This is a genomic window from Thioalkalivibrio sp. ALE17, from assembly GCF_000425605.1.
GTDB lineage: Bacteria > Pseudomonadota > Gammaproteobacteria > Ectothiorhodospirales > Ectothiorhodospiraceae > Thioalkalivibrio.
The window spans coordinates 120088-137685 of the sequence record NZ_KE384405.1; the positions used below are offsets into that span (position 1 = coordinate 120088).

General features: G+C 68.2%; 14 protein-coding genes, 1 tRNA gene and 1 other RNA gene. 11 read left to right on the forward strand and 5 right to left on the reverse strand.

Going from position 1 to position 17598, the window contains the following annotated elements; translation table 11 throughout:
• The first annotated feature begins 148 nt into the window (after positions 1 to 148).
• Positions 149 to 616, forward strand: coding sequence for a CopD family protein (locus H609_RS0112875; RefSeq protein ID WP_018875849.1), 468 nt, complete (start codon positions 149 to 151; stop codon positions 614 to 616).
• Here H609_RS0112875 and H609_RS13480 read toward each other — a convergent pair.
• Entirely contained in the window at positions 613 to 1140 is a 528-nt protein-coding gene (locus H609_RS13480) for a DUF3293 domain-containing protein (protein WP_038036328.1), read from the reverse strand. The genes H609_RS0112875 and H609_RS13480 overlap by 4 nt on opposite strands.
• 158 nt (positions 1141 to 1298) lie before the next feature.
• On the opposite strand from H609_RS13480, the gene H609_RS0112885 reads away from it, so the two are divergent.
• The gene (locus H609_RS0112885; RefSeq protein ID WP_028485107.1) at positions 1299 to 3029 is read left to right on the forward strand and encodes a diguanylate cyclase domain-containing protein; all 1731 of its coding nucleotides are present in this window, start codon (positions 1299 to 1301) and stop codon (positions 3027 to 3029) included.
• Between the two features lie 7 nt (positions 3030 to 3036).
• On the opposite strand, the gene H609_RS0112890 is transcribed toward H609_RS0112885, so the two are convergent.
• Together H609_RS0112890 and cls are read right to left on the reverse strand one after the other, a co-directional pair.
• Positions 3037 to 5913: an EAL domain-containing protein gene (locus H609_RS0112890; protein ID WP_028485108.1), complete on the reverse strand. Its 2877-nt coding sequence runs from the start codon at positions 5911 to 5913 to the stop codon at positions 3037 to 3039.
• 196 nt (positions 5914 to 6109) lie between these two features.
• Positions 6110 to 7531, reverse strand: coding sequence for a cardiolipin synthase (cls, locus tag H609_RS0112895; protein WP_028485109.1), 1422 nt, complete (start codon positions 7529 to 7531; stop codon positions 6110 to 6112).
• A gap of 143 nt (positions 7532 to 7674) precedes the next feature.
• Here cls and parC point away from each other — a divergent pair, with 143 nt between their 5' ends.
• Positions 7675 to 9936: a DNA topoisomerase IV subunit A gene (gene parC, locus H609_RS0112900; RefSeq protein WP_018881548.1), complete on the forward strand. Its 2262-nt coding sequence runs from the start codon at positions 7675 to 7677 to the stop codon at positions 9934 to 9936.
• A 111-nt stretch (positions 9937 to 10047) separates the two neighbouring features.
• Positions 10048 to 10935 carry a protease HtpX gene (gene htpX / locus H609_RS0112905; protein ID WP_018867169.1) on the forward strand — a complete coding sequence of 296 codons (888 nt, stop codon included), beginning with the start codon at positions 10048 to 10050 and terminating at the stop codon, positions 10933 to 10935.
• Positions 10936 to 11014: 79 nt separating this feature from the next.
• Here the strand turns inward: htpX and H609_RS0112910 are convergent, their stop codons facing one another.
• Positions 11015 to 11695: an MBL fold metallo-hydrolase gene (locus H609_RS0112910; protein WP_018875844.1), complete on the reverse strand. Its 681-nt coding sequence runs from the start codon at positions 11693 to 11695 to the stop codon at positions 11015 to 11017.
• A gap of 382 nt (positions 11696 to 12077) precedes the next feature.
• Here H609_RS0112910 and H609_RS0112915 point away from each other — a divergent pair, with 382 nt between their 5' ends.
• The 7 genes from H609_RS0112915 (at position 12078) to H609_RS14105 (ending at position 17173) form a co-directional block, all read left to right on the forward strand.
• Entirely contained in the window at positions 12078 to 13553 is a 1476-nt protein-coding gene (locus tag H609_RS0112915) for an ATP-binding protein (protein WP_028485110.1), read from the forward strand.
• On the forward strand, positions 13550 to 14977 hold the full coding sequence (locus H609_RS0112920) for a sigma-54 dependent transcriptional regulator (RefSeq protein WP_028485111.1): 1428 nt from the start codon (positions 13550 to 13552) through the stop codon (positions 14975 to 14977). The genes H609_RS0112915 and H609_RS0112920 overlap by 4 nt, the downstream gene beginning before the upstream one ends.
• Positions 14978 to 15271: 294 nt before the next feature.
• Positions 15272 to 15793, forward strand: a complete 522-nt coding sequence (locus tag H609_RS0112925; protein ID WP_026329863.1) for a DUF4168 domain-containing protein — start codon at positions 15272 to 15274, stop codon at positions 15791 to 15793.
• A 238-nt stretch (positions 15794 to 16031) separates the two neighbouring features.
• Entirely contained in the window at positions 16032 to 16460 is a 429-nt protein-coding gene (gene rplM, locus H609_RS0112930; RefSeq protein ID WP_017940583.1) for a 50S ribosomal protein L13, read from the forward strand.
• A 31-nt stretch (positions 16461 to 16491) separates the two neighbouring features.
• A complete protein-coding gene (gene rpsI, locus H609_RS0112935) occupies positions 16492 to 16884 on the forward strand; it encodes a 30S ribosomal protein S9 (RefSeq protein ID WP_018867174.1) in 393 nt (130 codons plus the stop codon).
• 43 nt (positions 16885 to 16927) lie between these two features.
• Positions 16928 to 17001: transfer RNA gene (locus H609_RS0112940), tRNA-Gln, on the forward strand.
• A gap of 38 nt (positions 17002 to 17039) precedes the next feature.
• Positions 17040 to 17173: non-coding RNA, RtT sRNA (locus H609_RS14105), on the forward strand.
• 140 nt (positions 17174 to 17313) lie between these two features.
• Here the strand turns inward: H609_RS14105 and H609_RS0112945 are convergent.
• Positions 17314 to 17598: IS256 family transposase (locus tag H609_RS0112945; protein WP_028485112.1), on the reverse strand; the 285-nt coding region annotated here is incomplete at its 5' end.

The following is a 17598-nucleotide window of genomic DNA, read 5'->3' on the forward strand; positions in this document are numbered from 1 at the left end:
GGGCTCCTTGTTCGGCCGGATAGATTGTCGCGGATGGCGCCATTCTACTGATCCGGACGCTCGTGTGGGGTGTCCGCGGACTCGGCAGACCGGGGCGCGGACGGATACACTGCGCGGCACACGGACAACGACACAGAGGAAGCAGGCAATGACGGGATACGCACTGGCGAATGTGCTGCATGTACTGGCGGTGGTGATCTGGGTGGGCGGCATGTTCTTCGCCTACATGTTCCTGCGCCCGGTGGCGGGGCAGCAGCTCGAGGGCATGCCCCGGCTGAAGCTCTGGGAGGGCGTGTTCGCCCGTTTCTTCCCGTGGGTCTGGGCCTCGGTGCTGGTGATCCTGGCGACCGGCTTCTACATGATCTTCGGCGTGTTCGGCGGCATGGGGGATGTGCATCCCAGCGTGCACACCATGCTGCTGCTGGGCCTGATCATGATGGCGATCTTCGCCCACGTGTTCTTCGCGCCGTTTCGCCGCATGCGCCAGGCCATTGCCGCGGATGACGCCCAGGAAGGCCTGCGCCGGCTGGGGCAGATCCGCATCCTGGTCGGGATCAATACCCTGATCGGCCTGGCGACGATCGTGGTCGCCTCCGGCGGGCGCCTGCCGCTCTAATCTGCATCCCCTGGCGGGGGCACAGGACGGCCGGTCTGTCCGGCCCTCCAGATCAGTCGTGGCGGTGCGGGCGGCTCCAGCAGCACGGCGGCGTTCTGGCCGAATGTCTCCAGCCAGCGCGCGAGCAGGTGTTCGGGCAGGTCCGCGATCGCCAGGCCCGGCTCGTCCGGCCAGTGGCCCCGCGGGTCGCGGTTGCAGGCCGGCCAGGCGCGCAGGCCCTGTTCCGTCACGGCCCGCTCCAGCCGCCGCTGGCGTCGCTGGTTCTCTTCCTCGGTGAGCGGCTGGCTGCCCGGGTTGCAGGCGGTCAGCACGATCAGGCGGTGGGTGCCTTGCCTCGCCATCCAGGCCGCCACCTCCTCGGCTGCCCGGTCGATGCGCAGCACCCATGAACCGTCCGCGGTCTCCACGCAGTACCGCGCCTTGCGGTAGGCCTGTTCCAGTTCAGCCCGTCGCGATCTGGTCGGGGCGCATTCCGCGCGCCCCGGGGCAGGGTCGGCAGCGTCAGCGCTTGTATTGGTGGACATCTCGCGGCACCCTCGCGGCTGGATCGTGCAGATGCGATCGATCAAACAGGGGGAACGGGATGCGCGTCAAGGATGCGACAGCGGTTTGCGGGGTTTCGCCGGCAACCGGCCTGCGTGCGTATGGGGCGTGGCCCGTATCCTTGGTGGCTTGAGCAGCCATGCCCTCGCGTCCTGTCGTCCCCGGTCTGACCAGTGCCTTTGTCGTGGTGCTGTTGCTGGTCGCGGTAGTCGCCATGGCCAGCTGGCTGCGCGTGCAGCAACTGCAGTACGACGTCCAGGCCCTGACCGAGGAATACGTGCAGAAGGTGGATCGCGTGCACCGCATGCGCAGCCTGGTACGCGAGCGCATGCTGCGCGCCTCGCTGGTCATCAGCGCCGAGGATCCGGCCCTGCAGGACCGCTACCAGCGGGAGTTTCGCGAACTGGCCGAACGTTTTCTGGAGGCCCGAGCGGGCGCCGAGCTGCTGGCCCGGACCCCGCGCGATGCCGCGTTGCTGGCGGAGCTGCGCGAGCTGACCGCGACCGGGGCTCCGATCCTGTCCGAACTCGTGGACATCGCCCTCGCCGGTGGGCGCAGCGAGGCGCTGGCCCTCCTGTATGCCGAGGCGATGCCGGTGCAGGAGGAAGTCCTGGAGCAGATGGAAGCCATCCTGCAGGCCTTCGAGCATGACAACGAGGAGGCGGTGGCCGCCATGGCCCGGCGTCACGAGCAGGCGCAGCAGATCACGCTGATCGCCACCGGCATCACGGTCCTGATCATGCTGCTGATGTGGGTGCGCGTGCGCCGGCGGATCTGGCGCGATCATGCCGCGTTGCGCCAGGAGCTGGAGAGCCGCCAGCAGGTCGAGGCTCGTCTGCGCGAGACGCAGGCCGGGCTGGAGGCCGCCGTGGCCCGGCGCACCGCGGCGTTGCAGGAGACCACCGAGCGCCTGGAAGAGGCGCAGCGGATCGCCGGGGCCGGCTACTGGGACTGGGATATCCGGGGTCAGCGCATGAACTGGTCGTCGCATGTCTTCGAACTGTTCGGTCTCGATCCGCGCACCGAGAGTGCGGGTTTCGAGGCGTACATGCGCGCCATCCACCCGGATGATCGCACCCGCGTGCGGCGCGCGACCAACGAGGCCCTGGACCGCGAGAATTTCTACCGGGTGGATCACCGGGTCGTGCGCCGGGACGGCGGGGTCCGCCATGTCCGGGTGGAGGGCGAGATCGACCGTGATGCCGAGGGGCGGGCCGTGCAGGTGCTGGGCATGGTGCGCGACATCACCCGCGACAAGGCCTCGGAGGAGCGCCTGTGGCATCAGGCCCACCACGACTCCCTGACCGGCCTGCCCAACCGCAGCCTGTTGCAGGAGCATCTGCAGCAGGCCCTGCGCCGGGCCCAGCGGACGGGCACCGGGCTGGCCCTGGTGGTCTGCGATCTCGACGGCTTCAAGCCGATCAATGACCGCCTGGGGCATGATGCCGGGGACGTGATGCTGGTGACCGTGGCGCGGCGCCTGCGCGAGGGGGTGCGGGAGAGCGATGTGGTCGCCCGCGTGGGTGGCGACGAGTTCGTGCTGCTGCTGGAGAATGTCCGTGATCCCGATGCCGTCACCGGTGTCGGCCTCAAGCTGATCGAGCGCTTCGAGGAACCGGTGGAGGTGAACCGCGAAGCGGTGTACGTGGGCCTCAGCATGGGGGCGGCGCTCTATCCCGGGGACGGCGACGACGCGGAGACCCTGCTGCAGCGTGCCGACCGCGCCATGTATCTGGCCAAGGAAGAGGGTGGCAGCCGTATCGTGCTGTACCACGAGTGTCCCGAGGCGGCGGTGCGCGCAACCGATCTGGCGCTGCGCCGGCGGGGCGCCCTGGGGTGCGGGCTGGAGGACCCGTCCGCTCGCGACTGAACCGGTGCTATTGCCGCAGCCGGGCGGTGAAGGCCTCCTCGGCGAGGGGCTCGCTGAACAGGAACCCCTGAAAGCGCGTGCAGCCCAGCGCCAGTAGCTGGTCCCGCTGCTCGGCGTGTTCCACGCCCTCGGCGATCACGTCCAGCTCCATGTTGCGGGCGATGTCCACGATGTTCTCGATCAGGGTCCGGTCGCCACCGGCCAGCAGCCCCTGCACGAAGGACTTGTCGATCTTCAGTTCGTCCACCGGCAGGTCGCGCAGATAGGCCAGCGACGAGTACCCGGTGCCGAAGTCATCCAGCGCGATGCGCACGCCGAGGGTCTGCAGCGCGCCCAGCTTGGCGATCGCATCCGGCAGGTCGCGCAGCAGTCCGGATTCCGTGACCTCCAGGGTCACGGTGCGGGCGTCAACCCCGTGGTGGCGCAGGCGGGCCTGGAACTGGTCGACGAAATCGGGGCGCGAGAGTTGCCACGGTGACAGGTTCAGGGCCAGGCGCGGCGGACGCAGCCCCGCCTGCTGCCACTGCGACAGGCGTTCCAGGGCATGGTCCAGGACCCAGTTGCCGATGCCATGGATCAGGCCGGTCTCCTCCGCGACCGGGATGAACAGGTCCGGCGCAACCGCGCCCAGTTCCGGGTGCCGCCAGCGCAGCAGGGCCTCGGCGCCGATCAGGCGTTCGGCGGCATCGAGCTGGGGCTGGTAGTGCAGGTCCAGCTGGCCGCGCTCCACCGCCTGGCGCAGACCGTCCTCGATCTGCAGGCGGGCATGGGCCTCGTCCTGCAGCGCATGGCGGTAGAACTGCACGCCGCCGCGCCCGGCCCGCTTGGCCTGGTACAGGGCGATATCGGCGTGGCGCAGGGCATCGGCCGAGCTCTCGCCGGCATCCGGATAGCATACGCAGCCCAGGCTGGCCCCGACCCCGAAGGTGCGCTCGCCGATCACGATGGGTCGCTGCAGGGCCTCGAGGATGCGTTCGGCGATGGCGTGCAGGTCGGACTCGAGTGCCTCGCGGGCCCCATCGCGGGGCGGCAGCACCACGGCGAACTCGTCGCCCCCCAGGCGGACGATCAGCGCGCCCTCCGGGGCATGGGCCCGCAGGCGTTCGGCGACGGCCCCCAGCACGGTGTCGCCCACCGCGTGACCGAGGGCATCGTTGATGGTCTTGAAGTGATCCAGGTCGATCAGGATCAGGCCACCGTGCAGGTCCCCCACGACGGCCTCCTCGATATGCCGGGTCAGGTCGTCGTGCAGGCGGGTACGGTTGGCCAGCCCGGTCAGGGCGTCGTGGTAGGCCAGCGCGTGGATGTGCTCCTCGGTATGCAGCCGCTCCAGTTCCGCGCCCGCGCGGTCGGCCATGATCCCGAGGATCTCCATCGCCTTGTCGACATCCTCGACCGGATGGCGGTTGACCATCGCGATATGCCCGAGCAGCGTCCCCTGGCTGTCCAGCAACGGGGCGCCGAGGTAGCTCTCGGCATCCATCTCCACCAGCATTGCATCCTCCGGGAAACGCTGCTGCACGTCGCAGGGATAGATACAGGTGCCGATCTCCAGCACGCGTTCGCAGGGTGTCTCGGCGAGGTCGTAGCGCAGGTTGTCGACGATCCGGCCTCGGGCGCACAGGGCGACGGTCTCGACGACGCCGGGGTGCTCCGGGTCTTCCATGCCGATCAGGGCATAGTCGGCATCGAACAGGTTGCTCAGCTTGAGCACCAGCTGCTGGAAGAACTCCTCGCGCGAGCGTGCCTGCAGGCCCTCGGCGATCAGGCGCAGGGCATCCTCGCTGCGGTGCGCGGCGGTCACATCCTCCTGCATCACGATGACGTCCTGCACCTCACCCTGCGTATCCTGCAACGGGTAGATACAGCCCCGTAGCCAGCGCTCCCCGGGCGGGCCGGCGGGGCCTTCCCCGGTCCCGGTGTCGGCAGGCGCCGGCGGGGTGTAGGCCAGCGGGCCGATCTCGCGGTAGTGCCCGCGCACGGCATCCGCGAGCGGTTCCAGGAGCTTCTGGTCGATCGGATCCGGGCGCTCGAGGACGTTCCCGCCCGGGCGGGAGGCGTCGCTGCCATGCATGCGTTCCCAGGCGGCATTGGTCTGGCGGATCTCGCCTTCCGGCGTGAGCACCTGGATGCCGATGGGGGACTGCTCGACCAGCGCGCGGAAGCGACTCTCGGAGTCGCGCAGGCGTTCGCCAGTCTCGCGGTTCAGCACCAGGCTCATCATCACCACCATCACCACGTAGCCGAACGGTGCGAGCTGCGGCATCTCCAGCACGCCGGCACGGGCGAGCACGCCCTGAGTGGTGAACAGTACGAAGACCCCGATCCCGCCCAGCAGGAGCAGGGTGGTGGCCTGGCGGTGGCGGCGGTAATGCCGGATCAACGTGACCAGCGCGAAGCCGAACACCAGAAAGACCGCGAGGACGCCGAAGCCGAACCAGGGACTGATCGTGCCCACGGCCAGGGCCACGTTCTCGCCCCAGGGCAGCTCGAGGATGCGCAACTCCTCGATGTGGCGGTACTGCATGCTGTAGGGCTGCAGGGTGTTGACCACCCACGTGATGCCCAGCAGTACCAGCAGTCCGGTCATCAGGCCGCGTGCGGGCGTCCGCGTATGGGCCGCGACGAAGGCGGCGAACAGGACGTAGAACGGGGCCAGCAGGTAGATGTTGAGGGTAAGGGCGCGGGTGTAGGCCGCGACGCTGTCGGCCTGGTAGGTCTGGGCCGATCCGATGGCGACCACCACCATCAGGGCGCACATCGTGGCGAACAGGCGGTGCTCGGTGCGCCGCGCACTCTGGCGGCTGTGCAGCAGGTGGCTCAGACTGGCGTAGGCGGCCAGGCCGGCGGCCAGATAGAGCGACGGCACCAGGACCCCGTTCATCGATGTCCCTTTGCGGTTTCCGCGCGTCGTAACATCCCTTTACTCCCCTGCGGCGAAGCGAATCGGGCCCCGTCGGGTATTCGCGTGACATCGCCTACAGTACAAAAGACCGCAGGCCGCCGCCCCCATTCGGGGGGGCGGTGCATGGGGGCCGGCTAACGCTGTCTGCACGCCGGCCGGGGAGTGTCGCCCCGCGTTACAGGTAGGGAGTGAGGAGGCGGGCGGCTCCGTCGCGTAGCTGCGCGGGGAGCGGACGGGCGCGGACCTCGTCGAGGGTCAGGAGGTGCGACTGCGCGCGCAGGGCGTCGGCCCAGCTGGCCAGTTCGCCACCCAGGCCGGCATCCAGGCATTCCAGATTGAACTCGAAATTCAGGCGCAGGCTGCGCGGATCCCAGTTGGCGGAGCCGACCAGGGCCCACTCGCGATCCACCAGCATCAGCTTGGCGTGGTTGAAGGGCGGCGGGGTGAGCCACAGGCGGCAGCCGCGCTCCAGCAGCTCGCCCTGTTGCGGGCGGCTGGCCCATTCCACCAGCCGCAGGTTGCTCCGGGCCGGGATCAGGATGTCGACCCGGACGCCCCGCAGGGCGGCGGCCTTGAGCGCGCCGGTCAGCGTCACGTCCGGCAGGAAATACGGGGTGATGATGGTGACCTGCTCGCGGGCCTCGGCCAGGGCCGACTGCAGCGTGAAGTTCAGGACCTCGAAGTCCTCGTCCGGGCCGTCCGGCAGGCCGCGACAGGCACGGGCCCCGGCCGGGGCAACGGTATCCGGGAACCAGCGCGGGCCGTCCAGACGTTCCCCGGTGGCGAATTGCCAGTCCTCCGTGAACACCCGCTGCAGTTGCGTGCAGGCGGGGCCGCGCAGCTCGAAGTGGAGGTCGTGTATCGGGTGGGGGCCCGGATCGGCGTGGCTGTGGCCGCGGCGGATGTTCATGCCCCCGGTGAAGGCCTGGCGGCCGTCGATCACCAGCATCTTGCGGTGGTTGCGCAGGTTGAAGGCGGCCAGACTGCGTGGCAGGTGCACCGGCATGAAGGTGGTGGCCGGGATCCCCGCTCGGCGCAGTCGGCGCAGGGTGTTGCGGCGGCTGTAGCGGGCGCCGATGGCGTCGATCAGCACGCGCACCTGCACGCCACGGTCCTGGGCCTGCTGCAGGCGGTCCACGAAGCGTTCCCCGACCCGGTCGTAGTCGAAGATATAGGTGGCCAGGGTGATGCTGTGACGGGCGCTGTCGATGGCGTCCAGCATGCGGGCATAGGTGCGGTCGCCGTCGAACAGCGGTTCGATCGCGTTGCCGCCGACCAGGCGGAAAGGGCTCAGTCGGTCGCCGGAGTGCAGCAGGCGTTGCCAGCGTTCCGGCGGCTCGCTCAGGGTGGCGCCCCCGGCGCTCGGGTCGGCGATCAGATAGCCCTCGCGCAGGGCGTGGGCGCGCCGGCGGATGCGGTTGACCCCGAACAGCCAGTACAGGACCGAGCCGCCCAGCGGCAGCAGCACGATCAGCCCGACCCAGGCGATGATGGTCCCGGTGTCGCGGCGCTGCAGCAGGGCGTGCACCACGCTGATCGCCGCGAGGGCAAACACGGCGACGGCAGCGATACTGGCGATCCAGCCTGTATCCAGCACGAACGGACTCCTCCGGGGCTTCTCCGCTCCCCGGTTCGGCGGTTTTCCCGTGACCCCGTGGAATGGCGGGCGCGTGCCCGCTACAGTACGCGGGCCCGGTCCGGGGTAAAAGCCCGCGCCACCCATCATTCGCGAGAGCGCCGATGAGCGATATCGAGACCCCCAGCCTGTTCGCCAACAGCGGCGAGCAGCTGCCGCTGAAGGACTTCACCGAGAAGGCGTACCTGGACTACTCCATGTACGTGATCCTGGACCGTGCGCTGCCGCACATCGGCGACGGGCTCAAGCCCGTGCAGCGCCGCATCATCTACGCCATGAGCGAGCTGGGGCTCTCGGCCACGGCCAAGTACAAGAAGTCCGCGCGCACCGTGGGTGATGTGCTCGGCAAATTCCATCCGCATGGCGACTCGGCGTGCTACGAGGCGATGGTGCTGATGGCGCAGCCCTTCTCCTACCGCTACCCGTTCGTCGACGGGCAGGGCAACTGGGGCTCGCCGGACGATCCCAAGTCCTTCGCCGCGATGCGCTACACCGAGTCGCGGCTGTCGCGCTATGCGCAGCTGCTGCTCTCGGAGCTGGGGCAGGGCACGGTGGACTGGGTGCCGAACTTCGACGGCGCGCTGGACGAGCCGAAGGTGCTGCCGGCCCGGCTGCCGAACGTGCTGCTGAACGGCGGTTCCGGGATCGCCGTGGGCATGGCCACCGATATCCCGCCGCACAACCTGCGCGAGGTGGCTGCGGCCTGCGTGCACCTGCTGGAGCACCCGAAGGCGACCGTCGCCGAGCTGTGCGAGCACCTGCCGGCGCCGGACTTTCCCACCGAGGCGGAGATCATTTCCCCGCCTGCGGAGCTGCGAAAGGTCTACGAGACCGGGCAGGGTTCGATCCGCGCGCGGGCGCGCTATGAACGCGAAGGTGACGACATCGTGGTCACCGCGCTGCCGCACCAGGTCTCCGGGGCCAAGCTGCTGGAACAGATCGCCAGCCAGATCCGCGCGAAGAAGCTGCCGATGGTCGAGGACCTGCGCGACGAGTCCGACCACGAGCACCCGACCCGTCTGGTGATCACCCCGCGCTCGAACCGCGTGGATGTCGAGGCGCTGATGGCCCACCTGTTCGCGACCACGGACCTGGAAAAGACCTACCGCGTGAACATGAACGTGATCGGCCTGGACGGCCGACCGCAGGTACGCGACCTGGCCGGGCTGCTGAGTGAATGGCTGAGCTTCCGCATCGAGACCGTGCGCCGGCGTCTGCAGTGGCGCCTGGAGAAGGTGCAGGCGCGGCTGCATGTGCTGGAAGGCCTGCTGATCGCCTATCTCAATATCGACGAGGTGATCGCGATCATCCGCGAGTACGACCAGCCCAAGCCGGAACTGATGAGCCGCTTTGGCCTGTCCGATATCCAGGCCGAGGCGATCCTGGAGCTGAAGCTGCGCCACCTGGCCAAGCTCGAGGAGATGAAAATCCGCGGCGAGCAGGACGAACTGGCCAAGGAGCGCGATCAGCTGGAGAAGACCCTGGGGTCCGAGCGCCGCCTGCGCACCCAGGTCCGCCGCGAGATCGAGAAGGACGCCGCGGACTACGGTGACGAGCGCCGCTCGCCGCTGGTCCAGCGCGCCGCCGCGCAGGCACTGGACGAGTCCGCGCTGGTGCCCACCGAGCCGCTGACCATTGTGCTGTCGGAAAAGGGCTGGGCACGTGCGGCCAAGGGCCACGACGTGGATGCCCAGGGGCTCAGCTACAAGGCCGGGGATGCCTTCCAGGCCGCGGTCACCGGGCGCAGCAACCAGCCGGTCGCGTTCATCGACTCCACCGGCCGCACCTATACCATCCCCGCGCACACCCTGCCGTCGGCGCGCGGGCAGGGCGAGCCGCTGTCCGGCCGCGTGAACCCGCCGGAGGGCGCGCGCTTTGTCGGCATGGCAACGGGCGCGGAGGAAGACCGCTGGCTGCTGGGCTCGGATCACGGCTACGGCTTCGTCGCCAAACTGGGCGATCTGCTGGGGCGGCAGAAGGCCGGCAAGAACGTGCTGACCGTGCCCGACGGGGCGGCCGTTCTGCAGCCGGCCCCGGTGCGCAACCCGCACGAGGACCACATCGCGGTCGTCACCACCCGCGGCTATCTGCTGCTGTTCCCGGCCACCGAGCTGCCGGAGCTGGCGCGCGGCAAGGGCAACAAGCTGATCGGCATCCCGTCCGCGGCCCTCAAGGACGGCTCCGAGCGGGTGCTCGACGTGGCCGTGCTGGGGCCGCAGGACACCCTGGTCGTGCACGCCGGCAAGCGCTTCAAGGCACTGGCCCCGGCCGAGTGGGCGGAGTACGTGGGCGAGCGCGCCCGGCGCGGGCGCCAGCTGCCACGCGGCTACCAGAATGCGGACCGCCTGGAAGTGCGCCCGGCCTGAACCCCGGGGCGCTCCGGTGGTCACTGATCGGGGTGGCGCTTGAATTCGCGCGGTGCGCCCCGATGATTGCGACATCCCCGTAAATGGATTGATGGAGTACAGGAAAACTTCATGAAACGTGTTCTGCTGTTTCTGGCGACCAACTTCGCCATCCTGATCGTGCTCAGCATCACCCTGCGTATCCTGGGTGTGGAGAGCATCCTCGATGAACAGGGGGTCGATCTCGACCTGACCGCTTTGCTGATCTTCGCCGCCGTGTTCGGATTCGGCGGGTCGTTCATCTCGCTGGCCATCTCCAAGTGGATGGCGAAGAAGACGATGAAGGTCCACGTGATCGACAAGCCGCGCAACGCCACCGAGCAGTGGTTGCTGGAGACGGTGCAGCGCCAGGCCAAACAGGCCGGTATCGGCATGCCCGAGGTGGGAATCTACGATTCGCCCGACCCGAACGCCTTTGCCACCGGGATGAGCAAGAACAACGCCCTGGTGGCCGTAAGCACCGGACTGATGCAGAACATGGGGCAGGGTGAGGTCGAGGCCGTGCTGGGGCACGAGGTCGGCCACGTGGCGAACGGCGACATGGTGACCCTGGCACTGATTCAGGGCGTGGTGAACACCTTTGTGATCTTCCTGTCGCGCGTGATCGGCCACTTCGTCGATCGGGTGATCTTCAAGAACGAGTCGGGTCACGGACCGGCCTTCTGGATTACCGCCATCGTGACCGAGATCATCCTCGCGATCCTGGCCTCCATCATCGTGTTCTGGTTCTCGCGTCAGCGCGAGTTCCGCGCCGACGAGGCGGGGGCCCGCTTTGCCGGGCGCGAGAAGATGATCGGCGCGCTGGAGTCGCTGGCCCGGGCCTCCGGGCGGCCGGTGGACATGCCGGACCAGATGGCGGCCTTCGGGATCCGTGGCGGCATGGCCCAGGGCCTGAAGAAGCTGTTCATGAGCCACCCGCCGATCGAACAGCGCATCGCCGCGCTGCGCGCCAACGGCTGAGAAGACGCCTGGCGCCGTGCGTACACGGGCCGCCCCTCGGGGCGGCCCGTTTCATTTGAGAGATGCTGCTCCGCAGGGCTCAGTAGTAGCGGCCGCGGCCGGGCTGTCCGCCGGCGGCAAGGGCCGCGTCGCCGACGAAGGGGTTGCTGCGGCGTTCCTCACCAAAGGTGGACTCGGGGCCGTGGCCGGGCACGAACCGGGTCTCGTCGCCCAGCGGCCAGAGCTTGTCGGTGATCGAGGCGATCAGCTCGCGCCCGTTGCCGCGCGGGAAGTCGCTGCGGCCGATTGCCCCGTGGAACAGCACGTCGCCGACCAGGGCCAGGCCGCTCTCGGAGTCGTGGAAGACCACGTGCCCCGGGGTATGGCCGGGGCAGTGGAGCACCCGGAGTGTGGTCTGGCCCAGCGCGATGGTGTCGCCATCCTCCAGCCACTGGTCGGGCACCAGTGGCGCGGTCTCGGGGAAGCCGAAGATCTGCGCCTGCGCCGGGAGCTGGTCCAGCCAGAAGGCGTCGTCGCGATGCGGCCCGATCACCGGCACATTGGCACGGGCGGCCAGTTCGGCGGTAGCCCCGACATGGTCCAGGTGGCCGTGGGTCAGGAGGATCTTCTCCAGGTGCACGCCGTGCTCGCGGGCGATCTGTTCGAGGGTCGCGGCATCCGCGCCGGGGTCGACCCAGGCCGCGGCCCCGGTGGCATCGCACCAGATCAGCGTGGCGTTCTGGGCAAGCGAGGTGACGGGGTGGCTCAGGTGACGAAGCATGATGCGGGATCCGTGAACGAAGTCGATTTTTGGTGCATTCCCGGCGGGTGGTTTTCATGCCCGGGAATAGATCGGGCGGACCTGCGTCTTACGGGGTATGCAGGTCTTCAAGGGTACGTGATATGACGAAACGGTGAAGGACGACCCCCTGCGTATTTCACCGGTTGACAAGAACATCGCCATATTAGAAGATTTGCATACGCTAATCGCTGTCCCCCCTGTCAGTGGTTAGTGGACTCCTCCATCCTCCTTTGGTGGTTTTCTTGGCGCGGGCTTCGACCCGCGCTTTTTTTTGGCTGTGATTCGCCTCCTGTTGCCGGGCGTGTCTACCATTGAGTCCGGCCCGTGCCGCGGATGGCCCGTCGATGATGACCCAACGCCCATGATCCGAAGCCTGAACAGCCTGCGCACCGCGGTGTTGTCCTTCGTGCTGCTGCCGCTGCTGCTGATGATGGCCGCGGTGGTGGCGCTCGGCCTGCGCGAATTCCAGGTCCAGATGGAAAACCGCATGCAGGAGGATATCGAACTGGTAGCGCGTTCGATCCGGCTCCCGGTGTCGAGCGCTATGCTGCAGGACGACGTGTCCGGGGTGCAGCAGTCGCTGGATTCGCTGTTCCAGATCGAGGAGGTGTTCGGGGTCTACGTCTACGACGCCGAGGGCCGCATGGTCGCGGCCAGTGGGCCGCCCAGCCCGACCCTGCAACGCCGCGGCGAGGCCCGGGTCATCAGCGAGACCGGCAGTCTCGGGGCCTTCGGCGAGCACCAGGGGCGCGAGACCTTCTCCTTCTTCCTGCCGTTGTCGGATCCGGCCGGGCGGATCGTGGGCCTGCTGCAGGTGACCCGCGATGTGACCCCGTTCCGGGCCTTCGTCACGCAGCTGCAGTGGCAGGGCGGGTTGCTGATGCTGGCGGTCAGTGCGCTGTTCCTGCTGGTCGTACTGTTCGGCTACCACCGGGCCGTCGGCCGGCATGTGTCGCGCCTGATGGCCGCGATGCGCGCGATCGGCGATGGCCAGCGCGGCCTGCGGGCGCCGGAGGACGGGCCGGCCGAACTGCGCGGGCTGGCGGTCTCGATGAACCGCATGATGGAGCGCCGCGAGGCCTCGGAGGCGGAACTGGAGGCGCAGCGCCACGAGCAGGTGCGGCTCGAGGAAAAGCTGCGGCACTCGGAGAAGCTGGCGGCGATCGGCCAGCTCGCGGCCGGTGTGGCGCATGAGCTGGGGACACCGCTCGGGATTATCGCCGGGCGGGTGCAGCGGGCCATTCGCCGCCTGCCGGAGGCGGATCCTGCGCGCAAGGAGATGGAGGCGTTGCAGGCCGAACTCGAGCGGGTGGAGACCATCGTGCGGCAGTTGCTGGACTTCGCTCGTCGCAACCCCCTGCAGGAACGCCCCCTGGACCTCGCGCAACTGGTCGACGACCTGGTCGAGCGGGTGCGCGCGCGGCACGCGCCCGACGCGATCCGGTTCCAGGTGGACGGGGAGGCGCTGGTCGTCGCGGCCGATCGTCTGCGCCTCGGACAGGCGCTGGAGAACCTGCTGGAGAACGCGGCCCAGGCGGCCGCCGGTGAGGTGCGCGTCCACTGGCGGGCGGAGGCCGACCGGGTAACCCTGGTGGTGGCCGATGACGGTCCGACCGCCGGGCGCGGGATCGACGACGAACAGGCGGCGCGCCTGTTCGAGCCCTTCTTCACCACCAAACCCACGGGCGAGGGAACCGGACTGGGGCTGGCTGTTGTCCAGGTGGCACTGGAAGATCATCGCGGCACGGTCGCGCTGGATCGCAGCGTGCCCGGGGAGACCCGCTTTGTCGTGCATCTGCCGCTGGCCACTGACGAACCGCAGGAGACGCGCCTATGAGCGCCGCGCCACAAACACCCGCCGCGCCCCCGGAATCGGTCCTTGTGGTGGAGGACGACCGCGGACATCGCGAATTGCTGCACGAGGAGCTGGCCGAGGCCGGCTACGCGGTCACCGCGGTAGGCAGCGCCGAGGACGCCGCGCGGGCACTGGCACAGCAGGCCTTCAGTCTGGTGGTCAGTGACCTGCGTCTGCCGGGCGCCGACGGGTTTCAGGTGCTCGAGGACGCGCGCGCCCGGGTGCCGGCGCCGGGCTTCATCATGCTGACGGGCTTCGGGACCATCGATCAGGCCGTGGCCGCGCTGAAGGCGGGGGCGGACGACTTTCTGACCAAGCCGGTGGACCTCGATCATCTGCGCCTGGCTGCTGACCGGGTAACCGAGGCGCGTCGCCTGAAGGACGAGGTGCGGCGCTATCGCGAGGTGCTCGCCCAGGCCGACGGGTTTCATGGCATGCAGGGACACAGTCCGGCCATGCTGCAGATGTTCGACCTGATCCGGCGGATCGCGGCCGCCGACGGCAGCGTCCTGATTACCGGCGAGTCCGGGACCGGGAAGGAGCTGGTGGCGCGGGCGCTGCACGCGGAAAGTGACCGGGCGCAAGGGCCGTTCGTCGCGCTCAACTGCGCCGGCATCCCCGAGGCCCTGCTGGAGTCGGAGCTGCTGGGGCATGTAGCGGGTGCCTTCAGTGGGGCCAAGGGTGCCCGTCGAGGACTGTTCACCGAGGCACATGGGGGAACCCTGTTCCTGGACGAGATCGCCGAGATGCCGGTGGCGATGCAAAGCAAGCTGCTGCGCCTGCTGCAGGACGGACGGGTGCGCCCGGTGGGCGCCAACGAGGAGATCGAGACGGATGTGCGTATCGTCGCGGCCACCCACCAGGACCTGCAGGCGCACATGGCCGACGGCCGTTTCCGCGAGGATCTCTACTATCGTCTGGAGACCTTCCGGATCGAGATCCCGCCGCTGCGAGAACGCGGTGACGATATCGAGTACCTGGCCCTGCAGTTCCTGCGCCAGCAGGCCCTGGCCCGAGGCCTGCCCGAGCGGCGTCTGAGCCCGGAGGCCTTGCGCGCGTTGGTGCGCTACCCCTTCCCCGGGAACGTACGCGAACTGGCCAGCCTCATCGAGCGCGCCGCCACCCTGGCCACGGGCGAGGTGATCGAGACCCGGGACCTGCCGGAACGCGTGTTCGCGATCGGCGGCGAAGATGCGGGTGTGGCCGCCGGTGGTGCCGGCGCAGAGGTGTTACCCGTAGCGGGAGTCGGCGACGACACCCAATGGCCGACGCTGGAAGAGCGCGAGCGCGACTACATTCAGCGGGTCCTGGAGCACGTGGACGGCAACAAGCAGCGGGCCGCGCGTATCCTCGGCATCGGACGCAAGACGCTCTACCGCAAGCTCGGTGAATCCGACCCGTCGTGACATCCTGACCCGGGTCGAGCTGACCCATGTGTCATTATGACCCATTCACAATCCCGCCGTCGGCGGACGCCCTGTCAGCTGATTCAGTCCTAACCATCTGATTCCTATAGAATGTCTCCCCGGTTGCCATTGTTGGCACGATGCCTGCTCCTTCTCAGTCAGCAATCGGAGAAGCGCAGCCCGCACGGGCTCATTCCTCCTCACACGGTTGCGGCGCGGCTGGACCGGGGGCGCCTCGAGCGGGTCCCGGTCGGCCGCGAGATCCGATCGAACCAAAGGAAAAGGAGCAACATGATGAATATGCGCAAGACGATCCTCGCGATGGCCCTGACTTCCCTGTTTGCCGTCGGTGGCGCGGCCTCCGCGCAGTATGGTGGTGCCGAAGGCGGCGCCGGCGGTGGCGACATGGGCGGCGCCCAGGGTGGCCAGCCCCCGGCCCAGGAAGGCGGTGCCGGCGCCGGCGGCGGTGCCCAGGGCGGCCAGCCGCCGCAGGGTGGCGCCCAGGGTGGCGCGGCCCAGGGCGGAGCCCCGATGCAGGAAGCCCCCGAGGTGGACCTGAGCGAAGAGGACATTGACACCTTCGTGACCGCCTTCGTCGCGGTGCAGGAAGTGCGCGAGGACTTCGCTGACCGCCTGCAGAACGCCGAGGACGAGACCGAGGCGCAGTCCATGCAGCAGGAAGCTCAGGACGAAATGGTCAGCGCCGTGGAAGACACGGGCATGAGCGTCGAGGAATACAACGAAGTCGCCATGGCCCTGCAGAACGACCCCGAGCTGATGCAGGAAGTGCAGGAGCGCGCCGAAGCTCAGCTGTAAACGGGTTGTGTGCCGCCCCGGGCCTTGCGCCCGGGGCCTGCAAGGGGGGCCGCCCTTCGGGGCGGCCCCTTTATTATGTGCGGAGGGCGCTCGCGCAGGCCCCGGCCCGCCACGTCGCCTCCGGTGGACGTCGAGCGCGGCCCGTCTCGCGAATTGTCCCTTTTGCTTGAATCGGGTGAAGGGAAGCGTTATTCTTGCGCGCTTTCTGAATCGCCCCGACCTCGGAGCATCGAACATCATGAGTACCATCAGCGCCAAGCCGGCCGAAGTCGAACGCGACTGGTTTCTCGTCGACGCCGACGGCAAGACCCTCGGCCGACTCGCCACGGAGATCGCACGCCGTCTGCGCGGGAAGCACAAGCCCGTGTACACGCCGCATGTCGATACCGGCGACTACATCGTCGTGATCAACGCGGAGAAGATTCGCGTCTCCGGCAACAAGGCCATGGACAAGAAGTACTTCCACCACACCGGTTATCCGGGTGGCATCAAGGAAGCCAACTTCACCCAGATGATCGAGCGTCATCCGGAGAAGGTGCTGGAGCTTGCCGTGAAGGGCATGCTGCCGCGCAACCCGCTTGGCCGGGCCATGTTCAAGAAGCTCAAGGTCTACGCCGGCACCGAACACCGGCATACGGCCCAGCAGCCGCAGCCGCTCGAAGTCTGAGCCGCCAGAATCAGCAAGGGAATCGATCCGAATGGCTACCAATCAGTATTACGGCACCGGCCGCCGCAAGACCGCCGCTGCGCGCGTCTTCCTGCGCCCGGGTACGGGCAACATCACGGTTAACCAGAAGCCGCTGGACGAGTTCTTCGGCCGCCAGACGTCGCGCATGGTCGTGCGCCAGCCGCTGGAGGCGACCGAGTCCACCGAAAACTTCGACGTGATCGCAACCGTCGAGGGCGGTGGTGGTAACGGCCAGGCCGGTGCGATCCGCCTGGGCATTGCCCGCGCCCTGGTGCAGTACAACGAAGAGCTGCGCTCGCCGCTGCGTCGTGGTGGTCATCTGACCCGCGATGCCCGCGAGGTGGAGCGGAAGAAGATCGGCCTGCGCAAGGCCCGTCGTGCAACCCAGTACTCGAAGCGTTAAAATTCGCCTCGAGTTTCTGCGGGACGCACGCGATCCGGTTTACTGGGGGATCGTCTAGCGGTAGGACTACGGACTCTGACTCCGTCAACCCAGGTTCGAATCCTGGTCCCCCAGCCATCCATGGAAGAAGGCCCCCTTGTGGGGCCTTTTTTCATGGATAGATGGAAGTTTCCAGGATGAGAACCTGCAAGGTTCGACGGCGAGGCGAAGCCGAGCCGAACAGCGCCGCTTGCGGCGCTGGCCCGCAGGGCGAGGCGCGTAGCGCCGAGTAATCCTGGTCCCCCAGCCATCCATAGAGAAGGGCCCCCTCGTGGGGCCCTTTTCTATGGATATTTGAGCGAGTCCAGGGTTCGAACCTGGAAGGTTCGGCGGTTGTGTGCGTCAAGTTGTGCAGAAGTGAGTCAGCCATGTTCGGTTGGTCGGTATGGCTCAGGCGGCCTCGGCCTGCCGGAGCAAGATCTTCTTGTGCTCTTTGAGCAGATCCATGTTCAGGTAGCGGTTGTCCTCCAGCCAGCCTTCGTGGATTTCGACGGCCAGGGCCCGTACCAGGCGTAGACAGCTGTGGGTGTTGGGGAAGATCCGGACCACCCGGGTCCGGCGGCGGATCTCCTCGTTCAGCCGCTCGAGCATGTTGGTGCTCTTCATGTGCTTGTGATGGGCCCGCGGCAGGCGGTAGAACGTCAACGTCTCCTGGATGTTGTCCTCCACCCAGTC